Raw genomic sequence first — 19,353 nt, 5'->3', positions numbered from 1 at the left:
GCAAGCGCCGCCTGCCCCCTCCCCTGCCCTCCCCCAGAGGGGGAGGGAGAAAGAAGGAAGACCTCATGTACACCAAACTCTGCCGCACGCTCGCGCGTGCCTGCATGTGGCTGGGCATCCTCGGACTCGTCGCGGTGATCTGCGCGGTGAGCTGGCAGGTGTTCGGCCGCTACGTGCTCAACAACACGCCGACCTGGGCCGAGAGCCTGGCGCTGCTGCTGGTGCTCTACGTCACCATGCTCGGCGTGGCCGTGGGCGTGCGCGACGCCGGCCACATCGGCCTCGAATCCTTCCTCGTGCTCGCGCCCGACTGGCTGCGGCTGAAGATGGAATACCTGATCCATGCGCTGATCCTGATCTTCGGCGCCGCCATGGCCTGGAACTGCGCCGAGCTGGCCGCCTCGGTCTGGGACTACCGCCTGCCCACGCTGTGGATCTCCGAAGGCTGGAAGTACGTTCCCGCCACCGTCTCGGGCGTGCTGATCGTCCTGTTTTCCATCGAACACCTCATCGCGCTCGCACAGGGCCGCGAAGTCGAACCCGCCTGGGGATAAGCCGCCATCATGACGATCCCGCTCCTCATCCTCTGCCTCTCGTTCACGCTGTTCCTGCTGCTCGGCGTGCCGGTGGCCTTCTCCATCGGCCTGTCCGCGCTCGCCACCCTGCTCTACGAAGGCCTGCCGCTGGCGGTCGGCTTCCAGCAGATGACCTCGGGCATGGGCATCTTCTCGTTCCTCGCGATCCCCTTCTTCATCTTCGCGGGCGAACTCATGCTGTACGGCGGCATCGCCGACCGCATCGTCAACTTCGCGCGCGCGCTGGTGGGCCACGTGCGCGGCGGCCTCGGCATGTCGAACGTGGTGGCCTGCACGCTGTTCGGCGGCGTCTCGGGCTCGCCCGTGGCCGACGTCTCGGCCATGGGCGCCGTGATGATCCCGATGATGAAGAAGGAGGGCTACCACGCCGACTACGCGGTCAACGTGACGACCCATGCGGCCCTGGTCGGCGCGCTGATGCCCACCAGCCACAACCTGATCATCTATTCGCTGGCCGCGGGCGGCAAGGTGTCGATCGCGGCGCTGATCCTCGCGGCGCTGCTGCCGGCCGCGGTGCTCACGCTCAGCAACCTCGCGGCCGCCTACCTGGTGGCGGTCAAGCGCGGCTATCCCGCGGGCACCTTCCCGGGCTGGGACATCGTCTGGCGCTCGCTCGCCGCGGCGCTGCCGGGCCTGTTCATCGTGGTGCTGATCCTGGGCGGCATCCTCTCGGGCGTTTTCACCGCGACCGAGTCGGCCGCCGTGGCGGTGCTCTATGCGCTGGCGCTCACGATCTTCGTCTACCGCACGCTGAAGTGGGAGCACTTCATCAAGGCGGCCTCGAAGGCGGTGCGCACCACCGGCGTGATCCTGCTGCTGATCGGCATCTCGAGCACCTTCGGCTACCTGATCAGCCTCTACGGCGTGGCCGAGCTCACGGGCCAGATGCTGTCGCAGGTCACGACCACGCCGTGGATGATCTTCCTGCTGATCAACATCATCCTGTTCGTGCTCGGCACCTTCCTCGACATGGCGGCCACCATCCTGCTGTGCACGCCGATCTTCCTGCCGATCGCGCAGCACTACGGCATGAGCTCGGTGCAGTTCGGCGTGGTGATGCTGATCAACTGCGCGCTCGGCCTCAACACCCCGCCCGTGGGCACCACCCAGTTCGTGGGCTGCGCGATCGGCGGCGTGTCGGTGGGCCAGGTGATGCGCACCATCTGGCCGTTCTACGGCGCGCTGATCTTCGCGCTCGGTGTCGTGACCTTCGTGCCGGCCTTCTCGACCTGGCTGCCCAGCATGTTCATGGTCGTGCGCTGATGACCGAGCCCGTGCGTCCGCCGCTGTACATCCGCATCCATCCGGCGGACAACGTCGCCATCGTCGCCAACGACGGCGGCCTGAAGGCCGGCGCGGTGTTCGCCGACGGCCTCGCGCTGGTGGACAACGTGCCGCAGGGCCACAAGGTGGCGCTGGCCGACCTCGCCGAGGGCGATGCGATCCGGCGCTACGACGTGGTGATCGGCTATGCGCAGAAGGCGCTGCCGCGCGGCAGTTGGGTGCACGAGCGCGTGATGCGCATGCCGACCGCGCCCGAGCTCGACGGCCTGCCGATCGCCACCGTCAAGCCGCCGCCGATGGCGCCGCTCGAGGGCTTCAGCTTCGAGGGCTACCGCAATGCCGACGGCTCGGTGGGCACGCGCAACATCCTCGCGATCACGCAGACGGTGCAGTGCGTGGCCGGCGTCACCGAATTCGCGCTGCAGCGCATCAAGCGCGAGCTGCTGCCCAAGTACCCGAACGTCGACGACGTGGTCGCGCTCGCGCACGGCTACGGCTGCGGCGTGGCGATCGACGCGCCCGACGCGATCGTGCCGATCCGCACCCTGCGCAACATCAGCCTCAATCCGAACTTCGGCGGCGAGGTGATGGTGGTGAGCCTGGGCTGCGAGAAGCTGCAGCCCGAGCGCCTGCTGCCGCCTGGCAGCATCCCGATCGCCGATGGCCGCGATGCGGACCTCGACGTGGTCTGCCTGCAGGACGACGAACACGTGGGCTTCATGTCGATGATCGACTCGGTCATGCGGCAGGCCGAGCAGCACCTCGCGCGGCTGAACGCGCGCCGGCGCGAGACCGTGCCCGCGAGCGAGCTCGTGGTGGGCGTGCAGTGCGGCGGCAGCGACGCCTTCTCGGGCGTCACCGCCAACCCGGCCGTGGGCTTCTGCACCGACCTGCTGGTGCGCGCGGGCGCCACCGTGATGTTCTCCGAGACCACCGAGGTGCGCGACGGCATCGACCAGCTCACCGCGCGCGCCAGCACGCCCGCGGTGGCCGAGGCCATGATCCGCGAGATGGCCTGGTACGACGACTACCTGCGCAAGGGCCGCGTCGACCGCAGCGCCAACACCACGCCCGGCAACAAGAAGGGCGGCCTGTCGAACATCGTCGAGAAGGCGATGGGTTCGATCGTGAAGTCGGGCTCGGCGCCGATCTCGGGCGTGCTCGCGCCCGGCGAGAAGGCCACGCACAAGGGCCTGATCTACACCGCCACGCCGGCCAGCGACTTCATCTGCGGCACCTTGCAGCTCGCGGCCGGCATCAACCTGCACGTGTTCACCACGGGCCGCGGCACGCCCTACGGGCTGGCCGAGGTGCCAGTCATCAAGGTCGCCACGCGCAGCGACCTCGCGCGCCGCTGGCACGACCTGATGGACGTGAACGCGGGCCGCATCGCCGATGGCGACGCCACGATCGAGGAGGTGGGCTGGGAGCTGTTCCGCCTGATGCTCGACGTCGCCAGCGGCCGGAAGAAAACCTGGGCCGAGCACTGGCAGCTGCACAACGCGCTGGTGCTCTTCAACCCGGCTCCCGTGACCTGAAAAAAAAGAGGCAGGCGCGGGTATTCCGGACGACCCGGCAAAGGGGGCCGGGCGTCCTTCTTTCAACCGAGAGAGGAGACCGAGGATGCAAAGAACCCGTTTGGTGGCGAGCATGATCGCAGGCGCCGCCCTGCTGGCCGCGTGTGGCGGCGGCGGTGGTGGTGGCGCGAGCTTCGTGCCGCTGCCGTCCGCGGCGAACAACCCGCCGCCCGAAACACCCGTGCCGCCCGAGGTGCAGGCAGCCCAGCCGAAGCTGTCGAACACGCCGATGGACGAGATCGTGAGCAGCCACCTGCTGCCCACCATCGAGCGCCTGTTCGCGCAGGTGCGCACGCAGAAGCTCGACACCGTGCTGCTGGGGCAGAAGGTGTTCGCGCCCGGCAGCAAGGACAAGTTCCTGCCCGGCAAGGTGGCGATCGGCTTTTCGTACATCCTGCTGAACACGCCCAGCTCCGACCCCAAGTACCGCGAGTACATCGACGGCTACCGCGAGATCGCCGACGCGACCATCGACGTGACCAACGACAGCTGGGGCATCTACTACTACATGTCGGCGCTGTGGAAGCTCAAGAAGGCCGGGCTGCTCGAGGGCAGTGGCGCCGCGATCTCGCCGGCCACGCTCGACAAGCTCAAGACCAAGCTCAACTGGACCGCCTTCGTCAACCCGGCCGACTATTCGCTGATCGGGCTGCCGACCAACTACTACGGCGTGGCCTTCAGCATCGCGCGCCTGCGCCACCTCATGGGCTGGGAAGGTCCCGAGGCCAGCGAGGCGCTGCTGCAGAAGATGATCAACCACTACAAGACCTTCTCGGCCTTCGGCTTCTCCGACGAGACCGACGGCAGCGGCCGCTTCGACCGCTACAGCGTGCTGCTGATCGGCGAGATCATGCAGCGGCTGATCGAGACCGGCATGACGGTGTCGACCGAGGACGAGGCCTCGCTCAAGGGCTGGCTGCGCCAGTCGGTGGACGTGATCAAGGTGCGGCTGAACCCGGCCGGCAACGGCGTGGACTACGGCCGCAGCCTCGCGGGCTATGCCGACACGGCCTTCGCCGAGGTGCTGTCGGCGGCCGAGCACATGAACGTGCTGAACGAGGAGGAGAAGCAGATCGCCTATGCCTTCGCCACGCGCGTCACGGCCAAGTACGTGGAGTTCTGGTACGACGCCGAGCTCGGCTCGCTCAACATGTGGCAGAAGGGCCGGCGCGTCGACAGCTACCGCGGCATCGACCGCGTGCTCGGCGAGAACCTGAGCCTGTCGCACCAGCTGATCTACACCAACAACCTCTGGAAGTCGGCCGGCTACGCGCAGAAGGCGCCGGTGTCGACGCAGACCTTCCTGGCCTACCTCGACAAGCAGCCGCGCGCCACGCTCACGAAGTTCGCGGGCTTCGACGGCGGTGCCTCGACCTACGACCGCGGCCTGGTGACCTACCGCGACGGCCTGCGCGTGATCAGCCTGCCGGTGGTCAACGGTGCGAAGACCTACCACCACACCAACCCCTACTTCGCGATCCCCCACTCCTACAACATGCTCTCGGGCGTGGCCGACACGCAGTGGCCGCAGCTGCAGCCGCGCTTTACCGTGGCTGCGGGTTCGCAGCCGCTGATTCCCGCGGCCTACCAGAAGAACCTGAAGATCGCCGAGGCCGGCCAGGTGCTCACGGTGAGCTACGACCAGGATGCGATGGACCGCGCCACCTCGGGCAACGACCCGATCAAGGACACGCGCATCACCTCGCGCACGCGCTACACCTTCGAGCCCGGCCGGATCACGCGCGTCGACACCTACACGCCCGCGGCCGCGCTCGACATCGCGAAGCTCGAGCTCGAGTTCGGCAGCTACTCCGACGGTGCCAGCGCGCTCGGCGGCAACCGCTTCGCCTTCGCGAACGGCGACGTGCAGGGCTTCGAGGTCGAGGGCCTGCAGGACTGCGCGGCGGTCGACGTGCGCGAGAACGTCGACTACAACACGCCGACCGGCGCGCTGAAGACCAGCATCCGCTGCAGCACGCCGGCCTTCAGCCTGGCCGCGCCGCTCACGATCAAGTGGGTGCTCGAGTACCGCTCGCCGAGCGTGGCGGGCATCGCACCCAAGTGACCCACCGCCCGGCCGCCGCGAGACGGCCGGGCTTTTTTTTCTCCAACGACGACAAGCCCCATGGAAGACCTCAGGAACAAGACCGCCCTCGTGACCGGCGCCAGCACCGGCATCGGTGCCGCGGTGGCCATCGCCTTCGCCGCGCGCGGCATGCGCGTGGCGGTGCACTACAACAGTTCGGCCGACGCCGCGAACCAGGTGGTCGAGACCATCCGCGCCGCCGGCGGCAGCGCCTTCGCGGTGCAGGCCGACGTGCGCGACACGGCCGCGATCCGCGACTGCGTGCAGCGCACCGCCGGCGAGTTCGGCCGCATCGACGTGCTGGTGAACAACGCCGGCAGCCTGGTCAAGCGGGTGCCGATCGCCGAGTTCGACGACGCGCTGTTCGACGAGGTGCTGCATGTCAACGCGCGCTCGGTGCTCGCCTTCTGCCGCGAGACGGTGCCGCTGATGCGCCAGCAGGGCGGCGGCAACATCATCAACGTGACCTCGGTCGCGGCGCGCACCGGCGGCGGCCCCGCCGCCTACCTCTACGCGGGCGCCAAGGGCTTCGTGAGCACGGCCACCCACGGGCTGGCCAAGGAACTGGTGGGCGACCGCATCCGCGTCAACGCGGTGGCGCCCGGCGTGATCCAGACGCCGTTCCAGGACCGCTTCTCCACCCCCGCGATGCTCGAGAACTTCAAGGCCGGCATCCCGATGGGACGCCTCGGCGAGCCCGAAGAGTGCGTGGGCGCCTTTCTCTTCCTCGCCTCCGAACAGCTCTCGGGCTATGTCACGGGGCAGGTCATCGAGGTGAACGGCGGGCAGTACATGCCCTGAGTTTTTTGAGACAACAACCACTGGAGACAACATGAACAGAAACGACTTCCTCCGCGGCCTCGCCGCCCTCTCGGCGACGGCCGCGCTCTCGCTGGGCCTGGCCGCCACGGCCTCGGCGCAGGCCAGCGACTATCCGAACCGCACCATCGAGCTGCTGGTGCCCTACCAGCCCGGCGGCGGCACCGACGGCCTGGCGCGCGCCTTCGCGGACGCGAGCCGCAAGCACATCTCGCAGCCCATCGTGATCGTCAACCGCCCCGGCGCGGGCGGCGCCATCGGCTGGACCGAGGTGATCAATTCCAAGCCCGACGGCTACAAGCTCGCGGTGCTCACGGTCGAGCTGCTCACGCTGCCGCACCTGGGCCTGGCGAAGTTCAACTACGACGACTTCCAGCCGATCGCGCAGCTCAATGCCGACCCGGCCGCGATCACGGTGAAGGCCGACTCGCCCTGGAACACGATCGAGGACTTCCTCGCGGCCGCGAAGAAGGACCCGGGCAAGGTGAACGTCGGCAACTCGGGCAATGGCTCGATCTGGCACCTGGCGGCAGCCGCGCTCGAGGACAAGACCGGCACGAAGTTCGGCCACATCCCGTTCCAGGGCGCCGCGCCCGCGGTGCTCGCGCTGCTCGGCGGCCACATCGACGCCGTGGCCGTGAGCCCGGCCGAGGTGACGACCCACGTGCAGGGCGGCAAGCTCAAGGTGCTGATGGTGATGGCCGACCAGCGCGTGAAGGGTTTCGAGAAGGTGCCGACCGCGAAGGAGCGCGGCATCGACCTCACGATCGGCACTTGGCGCGGTCTGGGCGCGCCGAAGAACACGCCGCCCGAGGTGATGGCGCGGCTGCGCGAGATCACGGCCAAGACCGCGGCCGAGCCGCTGATGCACGAGGTGATGGACAAGCAGAACCTCGGCTACGTCTACACCGACGGCGCGGCCTTCAAGGAGACGCTGGCCAAGGACAACGCCTATTTCAAGGCGTTGATCACCAAGCTCAACATCAAGCCATGAGCTTCGCGACGCATCTCGCGCGGCGCGTCGCGGCGGCCGCGCTGCTGTCGGCGGCCGCGTGGCAGGCCCAGGCCGCGACCTGGGTCTACGTGGCGAACGCCGACAGCCAGGAGATCTCGGTGCTCACGCTCGACCGCGACAAGGGCACGCTGGCGCCGGTGCAGACGCTCGCCGTCGGCGGCACGGTGATGCCGATGGCGGTGAGCCACGACAAGCGCCTGCTCTACGCAGCGCTGCGCTCGCAGCCGTTCCGCGTGGCCACGCTGGCGATCGACGCCGCCACCGGCCGGCTGCAGAAGCTCGGCGAGGCGCCGCTGGCCGACAGCATGGCCAACATCGATCTCGACGCCAGCGGCCGCTGGCTGTTCGCGGCCTCCTACCAGGGCGGCAAGATCTCGGTCAACGCGATCGGCAAGGACGGCACGGTGGGCGCGATCCAGCAGCTGGTGCAGACCGCGCCGAACGCGCACGCGATCCATGCCGACGCCAACAACCGCTTCGTGCTCGCGACCAGCCTGGGCGGCGACAACCTCTCGGCCTGGCGCTTCGATGCCGAGCGGGGCCTGCTCTCGCCGAACGACCCGCCGCTCACGCGCACCGCGGCGCAGGCCGGGCCGCGCCACTTCGTTTGGGACAAGGCGCAGCGCCACCTGTACCTGCTCGACGAGCTCGATGCGGCGCTGCACGTGTACGCCTGGGATGCCGAGCGCGGCACGCTGAAGCTCGAGCAGAGCACGACGACGCTGCCCGCGGGTTTCGCCGGCAAGCCATGGGCCGCCGACCTGCACCTCACGCCCGACGGCCGCCATCTCTACGCCTCGGAGCGCACCTCGAGCACGCTGTCGGCGTTCCGGGTCGATGCGGCCAGCGGCCGGCTGCAGCCGCTGGGCCAGACGCCGACCGAGAAGACGCCGCGCGGCTTCGCGATCGACGCGAGCGGACGCTACCTGATCGCGGCCGGGCAGGAATCGCACGGCCTGACCTTGCACACCATCGATCCCGCGACCGGCGCGCTCGGCACCGCGCAGCGGCTCGCGGTGGGCAAGAACCCGAACTGGATCGAGATCGTCGATCTGCCCTGACCTTCGCCACGACTTCGCCACAACCATAAGGAGACATCGCCATGCAACGCCGCACCCTGATCCGCAGCGCCTTCGCCACGCCGCTGCTCGCCGCCCTGCCCCACGCCTTCGCCCAGGGCAACTGGCCGACGGGCAAGGCCATCACCTACCTCGTGCCCTTCCCGGCCGGCGGCACCACCGACGTGCTGGGCCGGCTGATCGGCCAGAAGCTCGGCCCGGTGCTCAACACCAGCGTCATCATCGACAACAAGGGCGGCGCCGGCGGCAGCGTGGGCTCGGAGATCGGCGCGCGCGCCGCGCCCGACGGCTACACGCTGGTGGGCGGCACCATCAGCTCGCATGCGATCAACGTGAGCCTCTATCCGAAGCTCGGCTACGACCCGCAGAAGTCCTTCGCGCCGGTCACGCTGATCGGCACCAACCCGGTGGTGCTGGTGGTGAACCAGGCGAGCCCGCACAAGACGCTCAAGGACGTGCTCGAAGCGAGCAAGGCCAAGGCGGGCGGGCTCTCGTCGGCCTCGGCCGGCACCGGCACCTCGCAGCACCTGGCGCTGGAACTGCTGGCCTACAAGTCGGGCGTGAAGTTCACGCACATCCCCTACAAGGGCAGCGGCCCGGCGATCCAGGACGTGATCGGCGGCCAGGTCGACATGATGTTCGACACCACGGTGGTGGCCGGCCCGCACATCCAGAGCGGCAAGCTGCGCGCGATCGCCGTCACCTCGGCGAAGCGGCTGGCCTCGATGCCCGACGTACCGACGGTGGCCGAGTCGGGCATCGCGGGACTGCAGGACTTCGAGGTGGTGTCGTGGCAGGCGATCTTCATGCCCGCGGGCACGCCCGCGCCGGTGGTGCAGCGGCTGCACACGGAGATCCGCACCATCCTCGCGACCCCGGAGATGCAGGACAAGCTCAAGGGCTTCGGCATGGAGCCCACCGACCTGGGCACGGCGCAGATCGCGGCCTTCCAGAAGGCCGAGGTCGAGAAATGGGCGCAGGTGATCAAGGCGGCGGGGATCAAGGCCGAGTAGCGGAAAAACGCCCAGCGGCCGCGCGGCCGGGAAATTCCGCGCAATTCGCCCCCGCGAAATCCCGAGGGAAGTTTCCTACGCCCCGGGCCGGGCCCGCTTTATAGAATGCCCCTCCCATCCAAGAACCAAGCTCCGCACGTGTCTGATCGCTCCGCTGTCCTGCCCCAATACCTGTTCCCCAAGCAGGCACTGACCAATTTCGCCGGCTGGGTCGCGGGCAAGGAGCGGGGAGCGGTCACCACCTGGATCATCCGGCGCTTCGTCGACAAATACGGCGTCGACATGAACGAGGCGCTCGAGCCCGATATCGCGCACTACAAGAGCTTCAACCAGTTCTTCACGCGCGAGCTCAAGCCCGGCGTGCGCCCGCTCGCCGACGCCGACCTGATCTGTCCCGTCGATGGTGCGATCAGCCAGTTCGGTGCGATCGAGGGCGACCAGATCTTCCAGGCCAAGGGCCACAACTACAGCACCACGGCCCTGGTCGGCGGCGACGCGGCGCTCGCGGCGCAGTTCGCGCACGGCAGCTTCGCCACGCTGTACCTGAGCCCGCGCGACTACCACCGCATCCACATGCCCTGCGACGGGCGGCTGCTGCGCATGATCCACGTGCCGGGCGAGCTGTTTTCGGTCAACCCGACCACCGCGCGCGGCGTGCCGGGCCTGTTCGCGCGCAACGAGCGCGTGGTCTGCGTCTTCGAATCGGCCCACGGCCCCTTCGTGCTGGTGCTGGTCGGCGCCACCATCGTCGGCAGCATGGCGACCGTGTGGCACGGCGTGGTCAACCCGCCGCGCGGGGGCGAGCTGCGCGAATGGCGCTACGACGACCGTCGGATCGAACTGCGCAAGGGCGAGGAGATGGGCCGTTTCTTGCTGGGTTCGACCGTCGTCATGCTATTCCCCGCACCCGCGGTGGCCTTCAATTCCGAATGGGCGCCCACGCGCCCCATCCGGCTGGGCGAAGCCATGGCGAATTTTTCAAAGATGTGACGCTTTGTCTCTGGAGCCGCATGCAGCGTACGCCCACAGCTATAAAACTAGTAGCATCGTAATCATTTGAGCTATAGTCCCCGGCCGGAGCGAAGGCCGGACAGCGGTCCGCCAACCATCAAAAAAGAGCGAGGCCGAGGCACTGCCCACGGGCCGGCCTCCCGCGCAGCACAGATCGCAGAGGAGATGATGACGATGAGTTCCAAGGAAAACGCAGCCATCAGCCAGTTGCTCGCGCTGCTCGAGGCCCGCTATGCGCTGCGTGTGCTCTGGGCCCTGCGCGACGGCCATGCCCAGACCTTCCGGCTGCTGCAGGACAGCGTCGGCGGCATCACTCCCAACACCCTCAACACCCGGATCAAGGAACTGCGCGAAGCCGGCGTGGTGAGCCACGGCGGTGACGGCTACAGCCTCACGCTCAGCGGCCAGGACCTGCTCAAGCGGCTGTCCGACCTGCAGGCCTTCGCGAGCAAGTGGCAGCTCGGCCAGGCCAAGAAGGCGGCGGCGCAACCGGCCGCCGCGGTGCCGCCTGCGGCATCCGCCTCGGCGCCATCGGTCGCGCCCGCGCCGCAGCCGGCCTCGCCACCGCTGCCTGCGCCCGCCTCGCCGCCGCCCTCCCCGCCTTCCTCGCCGATCCCTCCGCCGATCTCGGACTGAACCCGGCGGCGCCCCGTCCGGCAAACGCCGTCCGCCGGCCTCGGTAAACTCCGCGCCTTCGATCCCCGGATCGATGCCCTTCTTTCATCTCGCGAACATACCGACGCAAGGAGCGTTCACCATGCCCACCACCCCCTCCGGCCTGCAATACGAAGACACCGTCGTCGGCGACGGCGCGGAAGCCAAGCCCGGCCACCACGTGCACGTGCACTACACCGGCTGGCTCTACAACGACGGCGTGCAGGGCGCCAAGTTCGACTCGAGCCGCGACCGCAACGACCCGTTCGCGTTCTCGCTCGGCGCCGGCCAGGTCATCAAGGGCTGGGACGAAGGCGTGGCCGGCATGAAGATCGGCGGCCAGCGCACGCTGATCATCCCGGCCTCGCTGGGCTACGGTGCCCGCGGCGCCGGCGGCGTGATCCCGCCGAACGCCACCCTGAAGTTCGACGTCGAGCTGCTCGACACCCACTGATCGAGCGCGGGCCCTCGGCTCGAAGGCCCTGCGAAGGGCCTTTTTCATCGCCGGGCCGCCCCAAGATGGAAAACGCCCCCCATGGGGGCAGCGACCTCACGGAGTGAGGGAGCTCGGGAGCCATCTTTCATGCCCGTGCGGCCTTTTCGGCCGCATTTTTTCGCTTGAAAAGCCTCCGGAGGGCCCCAACTGGCCCGCAATCGTTTGTTTCCAGCCCATCGATCAATCCGCTTCAAAAGATGTCCGATCCGCAACAATCCGCCCCGAATTCGCAAACCCTGCACGGCGAACCCAGCCCTGAAGAGCTGGAGGCCGCGCAAGCCGCCAACGAGGCGGACGCGCTGGCCGCGGCCCAGGGCGAGCTCGCCGCCCTGCAGGCCAAGAACGCCGAACTGGCCGACCAGTACCTGCGCGCGCAGGCCGACGTGCAGAACGCCCGCCGCCGCGCCGACGACGAGATTTCCAAGGCCCGCAAGTTCGCGGTCGAAGCCTTCGCCGAGAGCCTGCTGCCGGTGACCGACAGCCTCGAGGCCGGTCTCGCCATCAAGGACGCCACCCCCGAGCAGATCCGCGAAGGCGCCGAAGCCACGCTGCGCCAGCTCAAGAGCGCGCTCGAGCGCAACAAGGTGATCGAGATCGCGCCGGCTCCCGGCAGCAAGTTCGATCCGCACCAGCACCAGGCGATCTCGGTGGTGCCCGCCGACCAGGAACCGAACACCGTGGTGGGCGTGCTGCAGAAGGGCTACACCATCGCCGAGCGCGTGCTGCGCCCCGCGCTGGTCACCGTCAGCGCCCCGAAGTAAGCCGCTGCGCCCTTCTCCCCGTCCACACGAATTCCACAGGAAAACCCCGTCTCTTCCCTTGAATAGACCCGGGTTATCCACAAGTTCATAACAACATATTTTTCAGGTTTCAGGAGTACAGAACATGGCAAAGATCATCGGCATCGACCTCGGCACCACCAACTCGTGCGTGTCGATCATGGAAGGCAACACCACGCGCGTGATCGAGAACTCGGAAGGCGCGCGCACCACGCCTTCGATCGTCGCGTACCAGGAAGACGGTGAAGTGCTGGTCGGTGCCTCGGCCAAGCGCCAGGCCGTCACCAACCCCAAGAACACGCTGTACGCGATCAAGCGCCTGATCGGCCGCAAGTTCGAGGAAAAGGAAGTGCAGAAGGACATCGACCTGATGCCCTACACCATCGCCAAGGCCGACAACGGCGACGCATGGGTGGAAGTGCGCGGCAAGAAGATGGCGCCGCAGCAGGTCAGCGCCGACATCCTGCGCAAGATGAAGAAGACCGCCGAAGACTACCTCGGCGAAGCCGTGACCGAAGCCGTGATCACGGTGCCGGCTTACTTCAACGACGCCCAGCGCCAGGCCACCAAGGACGCCGGCCGCATCGCGGGCCTCGACGTCAAGCGCATCATCAACGAACCCACCGCCGCGGCGCTGGCCTTCGGCCTCGACAAGCAGGACAAGGGCGACCGCAAGATCGCCGTGTACGACCTCGGCGGCGGCACCTTCGACGTCTCGATCATCGAGATCGCCGACGTGGACGGCGAGAAGCAGTTCGAAGTGCTGTCGACCAACGGCGACACCTTCCTCGGCGGCGAGGACTTCGACCAGCGCATCATCGACTACATCATCGGCGAGTTCAAAAAGGAACAGGGCGTCGACCTCAGCAAGGACGTGCTCGCGCTGCAGCGCCTGAAGGAAGCGGCCGAGAAGGCCAAGATCGAGCTGTCGAACAGCGCCCAGACCGACGTCAACCTGCCCTACATCACGGCCGATGCCACCGGTCCGAAGCACCTGAACATCAAGCTCACGCGCGCCAAGCTCGAGAGCCTGGTCGACGAGCTGATCGAGCGCACCATCGCGCCCTGCCGCCTGGCCATCAAGGATGCCGGCATCAGCGTGAGCGACATCAACGACGTGATCCTGGTCGGCGGCATGACCCGCATGCCCAAGGTGCAGGACAAGGTCAAGGCCTTCTTCGGCAAGGACCCGCGCAAGGACGTGAACCCCGACGAGGCCGTGGCCGTCGGCGCCGCCATCCAGGGCCAGGTGCTCTCGGGCGACCGCAAGGACGTGCTGCTGCTCGACGTGACCCCGCTGTCGCTGGGCATCGAGACCATGGGTGGCGTGATGACCAAGATGATCACGAAGAACACCACGATCCCGACCAAGTTCGCGCAGACCTTCTCGACCGCCGAGGACAACCAGCCGGCCGTGACGATCAAGGTGTTCCAGGGCGAACGCGAAGTGGCCGCGGGCAACAAGCTGCTCGGCGAGTTCAACCTCGAGGGCATCCCGCCGGCATCGCGCGGCACGCCGCAGATCGAGGTGAGCTTCGACATCGACGCCAACGGCATCCTGCACGTCGGCGCCAAGGACAAGGGCACCGGCAAGGAAAACAAGATCACCATCAAGGCGAACTCGGGCCTGTCGGAGGACGAGATCCAGAACATGGTGAAGGACGCCGAGCTCAACGCGGCCGAAGACAAGAAGAAGGTCGAGCTGGTGCAGGCCCGCAACCAGGGCGAGGCCATGGTCCACAGCGTGCGCAAGTCGCTGGGCGAGCACGGCGACAGCCTGGACGCCGGCGAGAAGGAAAAGATCGAGACCGCGATCAAGGAACTCGAGGACGTGGTCAAGGGCGAAGACAAGGCCGCGATCGAAGAGAAGACCAACACGCTGATGACCGCGAGCCAGAAGCTCGGCGAGAAGATGTACGCCGACGCGCAGGCCGCGGCCGGTGCCGCCGGCGGCCCGGGTGCCTCGGCTGGCGCGGAAGCTGCGAGCAGCGCCCCGGCCGACGACAACGTGGTCGATGCCGAGGTCAAGGAAGTCAAGAAGAAGGACTGAGCGTCCGCTCGGTCGAACGGGGCTGGAACACCTGAAAGGGTGCTCCAGCCTTTCTCGCTTCGATCGATCCCCGTTCCCGAAGAGACCTGAAGACCGCCCCGCCGCCCGATCGAACCTGCCATGGCCACCAAACGCGACTACTACGAAACCCTCGGCGTTCCCAAGAACGCGAGCGACGACGAAATCAAGAAGGCTTATCGCAAGCTCGCGATGAAGCACCACCCGGACCGCAACCACGGCGACACCAGCAAGGACGCCGAGGCCAAGTTCAAGGAGGTGAAGGAAGCCTATGAAATGCTGTCGGACGGCCAGAAACGCGCGGCCTACGACCAGTACGGCCACGCCGGCGTCGATCCCAACATGCGCGGCGGCCCGGGCGCGGAAGGCTTCGGCGGCTTCGCGGAAGCCTTCGGCGACATCTTCGGCGACGTGTTCGGCGGCGGTGGCCGCGGCCGTGCCGGCGGTGGCCGCCAGGTGTTCCGCGGCAGCGACCTGAGCTACGCGATGGAGATCACGCTCGAGGAAGCGGCCGAGGGCAAGGAAGCCCAGATCCGCATTCCGAGCTGGGACGACTGCGGCACCTGCAAGGGCACCGGCGCCAAGCCGGGCACCAAGCCGATCACCTGCACCACCTGCCACGGCGCGGGCGCGGTGCAGATGCGCCAGGGCTTCTTCAGCGTGCAGCAGACCTGCCCGACCTGCCACGGCAGCGGCAAGATCATTCCCGAGCCCTGCGCGACCTGCCACGGCCAGGGCAAGATCAAGAACAACAAGACGCTGGAAGTGAAGATCCCGGCCGGCATCGACGACGGCATGCGCATCCGCAGCACCGGCAACGGCGAACCCGGCACCAACGGCGGGCCGCCCGGCGACCTCTACATCGAGATCCGGCTCAAGAAGCACGAGCTGTTCGAGCGCGACGGCGACGACCTGCACTGCGTGGTGCCGGTCAGCGTCACCACCGCGGCGCTCGGCGGCGAGATCAACGTGCCCACGCTCAAGGGCAACGCGGCCATCGACATTCCCGACGGCACGCAGAGCGGCAAGCAGTTCCGCCTGCGCGGCAAGGGCATCAAGGGCGTGCGCTCGAGCTACCCGGGCGACCTGTACTGCCACGTGCGCGTCGAGACGCCGGTCAAGCTCACCGAGCACCAGCGCAAGCTGCTGAAGGAACTCGACGAGTCGCTCAAGAAGGGCGGCGAGAAGCACAGCCCCACCGACAAGGGCTGGTTCGACAAGGCCAAGGAATTCTTCAGCTGAGGGCGCGCGGCGCGCGTTCCGATCCATGGCCCTGTTCGACGAACTCGCGGCCTGGCGCGGCGCCACCGCGGCGCAGCGTGAAGCCGCCGCGCGCGACCTCGCGCTACGCCTGCCCACGGGCTTCGCCTTCGACGGCATCCGGCGCTTCGCGCTCGGCGGCGTCGCGCACGAGGTGGCGCAGTACACGGCCGGCTACGCCCTCTTCTCCCTGATTCCGGGTGGACCGGCCACGCTGGGCTTCGATGTCGGCGGCTGGCGGCCCACGCCCGCGATGCACGAGAGCTGGCAGGGCATGGCGGAGGAATACGGCCTCGAGGAAAGCCTGGCCGACTACGTGGCCGCGCGCAGCACCCGTGTGCGCGAGGTGGCGCTGCCGCCGCTGCTGGCCGAGACGCGCCATGCCGAGGTCGGCTGGCAGCCCATCGATCCCGCGAGTGAGAAGGTACGGGCGCTGCTCGCCGAGCACCCGCGCGGCGTGATCGAGCATGCGGACATCGTGACCCGGGTCGAGGTCGCGCCCGATGGCCGCGTCAGCGCCTGGCAAGCCGACGAGGAGGCGCTCGGCCATGCGCTCATCGCCGACGGCTTCGCCGCGCAGGGCTTGCGCCTGCCGAGCCCCGACGAATGGGAGCACCTGTGCGCGGCCGGCGCGCGCGGCTTCTTCCGCTGGGGTGACGAGGCGCCGATGGACCGCTACCCCACCGACATCAGCCCCGAGGAAGCCGAATGGCGCCGCCAATGGGTGCGGGCCGCGGGCCAGCTCGAGAAACCGGCGGCGGGCTTCGCCAGCGACTGGGAATTCCACCGCCTGCCCAACGCCTGGGGCCTGCAGATCGCGGCCGACCCCTACAAGTACGAGCTGACCGCGCAACGCGGCCTCACCCGCGGCGGCGATGGCGGCTGCGCCATCTGCGGCGGCGCCGGTTTTCTCTCGGGCTGGCTGCCGCTCGCGAGCGCCTGGCACGACCCCGACTTCTGCGAGCACGCGCCCGGCGAGGAGATTTCGCTGGGCTACACCGTGGCGCGCCGCGTCCTGCCGCTGGCCTGAGCCTCGTAACCCTTTGGTTTGCGGCCGCGCACGCAAACGGTGCTCCTCGAACGCCTTCGGTGCCACGCACCACAACGGCGCCTTCTCCCGCTTCCCTCCGACTCGCAACTGGCGCGCTTTCCCACGCCGCGGCGCGCGCGCCGCTCATCAAAAGATGGCGCGTAGATTGCTTTTAGATATTTTTTGAATGTGCAATAAACCCAAACGGGAGCTGCCGCGTTATTGAAGGACAGCGTTGTTTTTTTGAGTCAGTGGGCTCAATAGGAGGTGCTTGCCGTTAAAACACGCAAAGGACGCATATGTCGATTGCCATAGGTATTTTCACTGGCAAACTGGTTTACCCGAACCCGTTTGCGGAACCTGGGAATTTAGCTGGAATTCGCAAACTCGTGCACGAATTTTTTGTTGAACTTTACTCGTGACTGTGGTTCTGAATTAACAACTATTTCCTGGGTGCACTCTTTGCTTTATGCTGATTGTGCAGATTGTGTTTAAGGGAGTTTTCCAAGGCATGCAGCCCTGGGCGGCCACACCTTTTTCAAAAGATGCGACGCTTTCGGACTGCAGGATTTCGGGCTTTAAAGGCCCGCTGACTTGACGGAGGCGTGACCATGGATGTGATCAGCAACTTTGCAGCGCGTTACGAGCGCACTCGCGAAGAGGTCCTTTCACTGCAGGACTACCTGGAACTCTGCAAACGGGATCCGATGGCCTACGCCACGGCTTCCGAGCGCATGCTCAAGGCCATCGGCGACCCCGAACTGGTCGACACCCGCAACGACTCCCGCCTTTCGCGCATCTTCGCCAACAAGGTCATCAAGATCTACCCGGCGTTCAAGGAGTTCTACGGGATGGAGGAGGCCATCGAGCAGGTGGTGTCCTATTTCCGCCACGCCGCGCAGGGCCTGGAGGAAAAGAAGCAGATCCTCTACCTGCTGGGCCCGGTCGGCGGCGGCAAGAGCTCGATCGCCGAGCGCCTCAAGCAGCTCATGGAGCACGTGCCCTTCTACGCGATCCACGGCTCGCCCGTGAACGAATCGCCGCTGGGCCTGTTCGACGCGGCCGAGGACGGCGAGATCCTCGAGAAGGAATTCAACATCCCGCGCCGCTACCTGCAGCGCATCCTGTCGCCCTGGGCCGTCAAGCGGCTCGAGGAGTACGGCGGCGACATCCGCCAGTTCAAGGTGGTGAAGCGCTACCCGTCGGTGCTGCGCCAGATCGCGGTGGCCAAGACCGAACCGGGCGACGAGAACAACCAGGACATCTCCTCGCTGGTCGGCAAGGTCGACATCCGCAAGCTCGAGACCTATGCCCAGGACGACCCGGACGCCTACGCCTACTCGGGCGGCCTGTGCCTCGCGAACCAGGGCCTGCTCGAGTTCGTGGAAATGTTCAAGGCGCCGATCAAGGTGTTGCACCCGCTCTTGACCGCCACGCAGGAAAGCAACTTCAAGGGCACCGAGGGCTTCGGCGCGATCCCCTTCGACGGCATCGTGCTGGCCCACAGCAACGAGAGCGAGTGGAAGGCCTTCCGCAACAACAAGAACAACGAGGCTTTCCTCGACCGGATCTACATCGTCAAGGTGCCCTACTGCCTGCGGGTGTCCGAGGAGATCAAGATTTACGAGAAGCTGGTGCGCAACTCCTCGCTGGCCCAGGCGCCCTGCGCACCCGGAACCTTGCGCATGATGGCGCAGCTGTCGGTGCTCACGCGGCTCAAGGAACCCGAGAACTCGAGCATCTTCAGCAAGTCGCAGGTCTACGACGGCGACAACCTCAAGGACACCGATCCCAAGGCCAAGTCGATCCAGGAGTACCGCGACTACGCGGGCGTCGACGAGGGCATGAGCGGCGTCTCCACACGCTTCGCCTTCAAGATCATCTCCAAGGTCTTCAACTTCGACAGCTCCGAGGTGGCCGCCAACCCGGTGCACCTGATGTACGTGCTCGAGCAGCAGATCGAGCGCGAGCAGTTCCCGCAGGAGGTCGAGCAGAAGTACATCAGCTACATCAAGGAGCTGCTGGCGCCGCGCTATGCCGAGTTCATCGGCAAGGAGATCCAGACCGCCTACCTCGAGAGCTACAGCGAGTACGGCCAGAACATCTTCGACCGCTACGTGACCTATGCCGACTACTGGATCCAGGACCAGGAGTTCCGCGACGTCGACACCGGCGAGGTCTTCGACCGCGCCTCGCTCAACGGCGAGCTCGAGAAGATCGAGCGGCCGGCCGGCATCGGCAACCCGAAGGACTTCCGCAACGAGATCGTCAACTTCGTGCTGCGCGCGCGAGCCGGCAACAACGGCCGCAACCCGGCATGGACCAGCTACGAGAAGCTGCGCGCGGTGATCGAGAAGAAGATGTTCTCCAACACCGAGGAGCTGCTGCCGGTGATCAGCTTCAACACCAAGAGCAGCGCCGACGAGCAGAAGAAGCACGAGGACTTCGTCACGCGCATGGTCGAGAAGGGCTACACCGCCAAGCAGGTGCGCCTGCTGTGCGAGTGGTACCTGCGCGTGCGCAAGAGCTCGTAGCGCGCACCATCAACGGAGCACGCCAACGCCCATCGTTTTGCAAGGAGCTTTG

Annotated in this window: 15 protein-coding genes and 1 pseudogene; all 16 read left to right on the top strand. The window is 67.2% G+C overall.

Features of this window, described 5'->3' with window-relative positions; translation table 11 throughout:
* The first annotated feature begins 65 nt into the window (after positions 1–65).
* The 16 genes and pseudogenes from AC07RM_RS18200 to AC07RM_RS18125 all read left to right on the top strand — a co-directional run bounded on the left by AC07RM_RS18200 (position 66) and on the right by AC07RM_RS18125 (position 19,301).
* On the top strand, positions 66–554 hold the full coding sequence (locus tag AC07RM_RS18200) for a TRAP transporter small permease (protein ID WP_093343131.1): 489 nt from the start codon (positions 66–68) through the stop codon (positions 552–554).
* Between the two features lie 9 nt (positions 555–563).
* Positions 564–1,859: a TRAP transporter large permease gene (locus tag AC07RM_RS18195; protein WP_208508791.1), complete on the top strand. Its 1,296-nt coding sequence runs from the start codon at positions 564–566 to the stop codon at positions 1,857–1,859.
* A complete protein-coding gene (gene garD, locus AC07RM_RS18190; RefSeq protein ID WP_495335411.1) occupies positions 1,859–3,418 on the top strand; it encodes a galactarate dehydratase in 1,560 nt (519 codons plus the stop codon). Before AC07RM_RS18195 ends, garD begins: the two co-directional genes overlap by 1 nt.
* Before the next feature lie 85 nt (positions 3,419–3,503).
* A complete protein-coding gene (locus AC07RM_RS18185) occupies positions 3,504–5,522 on the top strand; it encodes a lipocalin/fatty-acid binding family protein (protein WP_495335410.1) in 2,019 nt (672 codons plus the stop codon).
* A gap of 60 nt (positions 5,523–5,582) precedes the next feature.
* Complete coding sequence (locus tag AC07RM_RS18180; RefSeq protein WP_495335409.1) at positions 5,583–6,344, top strand: SDR family NAD(P)-dependent oxidoreductase; 762 nt, start codon at positions 5,583–5,585, stop codon at positions 6,342–6,344.
* 31 nt (positions 6,345–6,375) lie between these two features.
* A complete protein-coding gene (locus tag AC07RM_RS18175; protein ID WP_208508787.1) occupies positions 6,376–7,356 on the top strand; it encodes a Bug family tripartite tricarboxylate transporter substrate binding protein in 981 nt (326 codons plus the stop codon).
* Entirely contained in the window at positions 7,353–8,438 is a 1,086-nt protein-coding gene (locus AC07RM_RS18170) for a lactonase family protein (protein WP_495335408.1), read from the top strand. The genes AC07RM_RS18175 and AC07RM_RS18170 overlap by 4 nt, the downstream gene beginning before the upstream one ends.
* A 41-nt stretch (positions 8,439–8,479) precedes the next feature.
* Positions 8,480–9,469 (top strand): Bug family tripartite tricarboxylate transporter substrate binding protein, encoded by a 990-nt coding sequence (locus AC07RM_RS18165; RefSeq protein ID WP_495335407.1) that lies wholly within the window; start codon positions 8,480–8,482, stop codon positions 9,467–9,469.
* A 138-nt stretch (positions 9,470–9,607) separates the two neighbouring features.
* The gene (gene asd, locus AC07RM_RS18160; RefSeq protein WP_261210494.1) at positions 9,608–10,459 is read left to right on the top strand and encodes an archaetidylserine decarboxylase; all 852 of its coding nucleotides are present in this window, start codon (positions 9,608–9,610) and stop codon (positions 10,457–10,459) included.
* 195 nt (positions 10,460–10,654) lie between these two features.
* Positions 10,655–10,957 (top strand): annotated as a pseudogene (locus tag AC07RM_RS18155) (winged helix-turn-helix transcriptional regulator); the annotation flags it as partial.
* A gap of 280 nt (positions 10,958–11,237) precedes the next feature.
* Positions 11,238–11,588, top strand: coding sequence for an FKBP-type peptidyl-prolyl cis-trans isomerase (locus AC07RM_RS18150; protein WP_057594512.1), 351 nt, complete (start codon positions 11,238–11,240; stop codon positions 11,586–11,588).
* A 239-nt stretch (positions 11,589–11,827) separates the two neighbouring features.
* A complete protein-coding gene (grpE, locus tag AC07RM_RS18145; protein WP_093343144.1) occupies positions 11,828–12,391 on the top strand; it encodes a nucleotide exchange factor GrpE in 564 nt (187 codons plus the stop codon).
* Between the two features lie 124 nt (positions 12,392–12,515).
* Entirely contained in the window at positions 12,516–14,459 is a 1,944-nt protein-coding gene (gene dnaK, locus AC07RM_RS18140) for a molecular chaperone DnaK (RefSeq protein ID WP_057594514.1), read from the top strand.
* A gap of 120 nt (positions 14,460–14,579) precedes the next feature.
* A complete protein-coding gene (gene dnaJ, locus AC07RM_RS18135; protein ID WP_057594515.1) occupies positions 14,580–15,719 on the top strand; it encodes a molecular chaperone DnaJ in 1,140 nt (379 codons plus the stop codon).
* Between the two features lie 25 nt (positions 15,720–15,744).
* Positions 15,745–16,767, top strand: a complete 1,023-nt coding sequence (locus tag AC07RM_RS18130) for a hypothetical protein (protein WP_495335406.1) — start codon at positions 15,745–15,747, stop codon at positions 16,765–16,767.
* A gap of 611 nt (positions 16,768–17,378) precedes the next feature.
* The gene (locus AC07RM_RS18125) at positions 17,379–19,301 is read left to right on the top strand and encodes a PrkA family serine protein kinase (RefSeq protein WP_093343147.1); all 1,923 of its coding nucleotides are present in this window, start codon (positions 17,379–17,381) and stop codon (positions 19,299–19,301) included.
* The last annotated feature ends 52 nt before the right edge of the window (positions 19,302–19,353 follow it).

The sequence above is a fragment of the Variovorax sp. GW821-FHT09B05 genome, assembly GCF_059418265.1.
The sequence above is the reverse complement of the archived record's forward strand: the minus strand, read 5'-3'. Positions and strand labels throughout refer to the sequence as shown.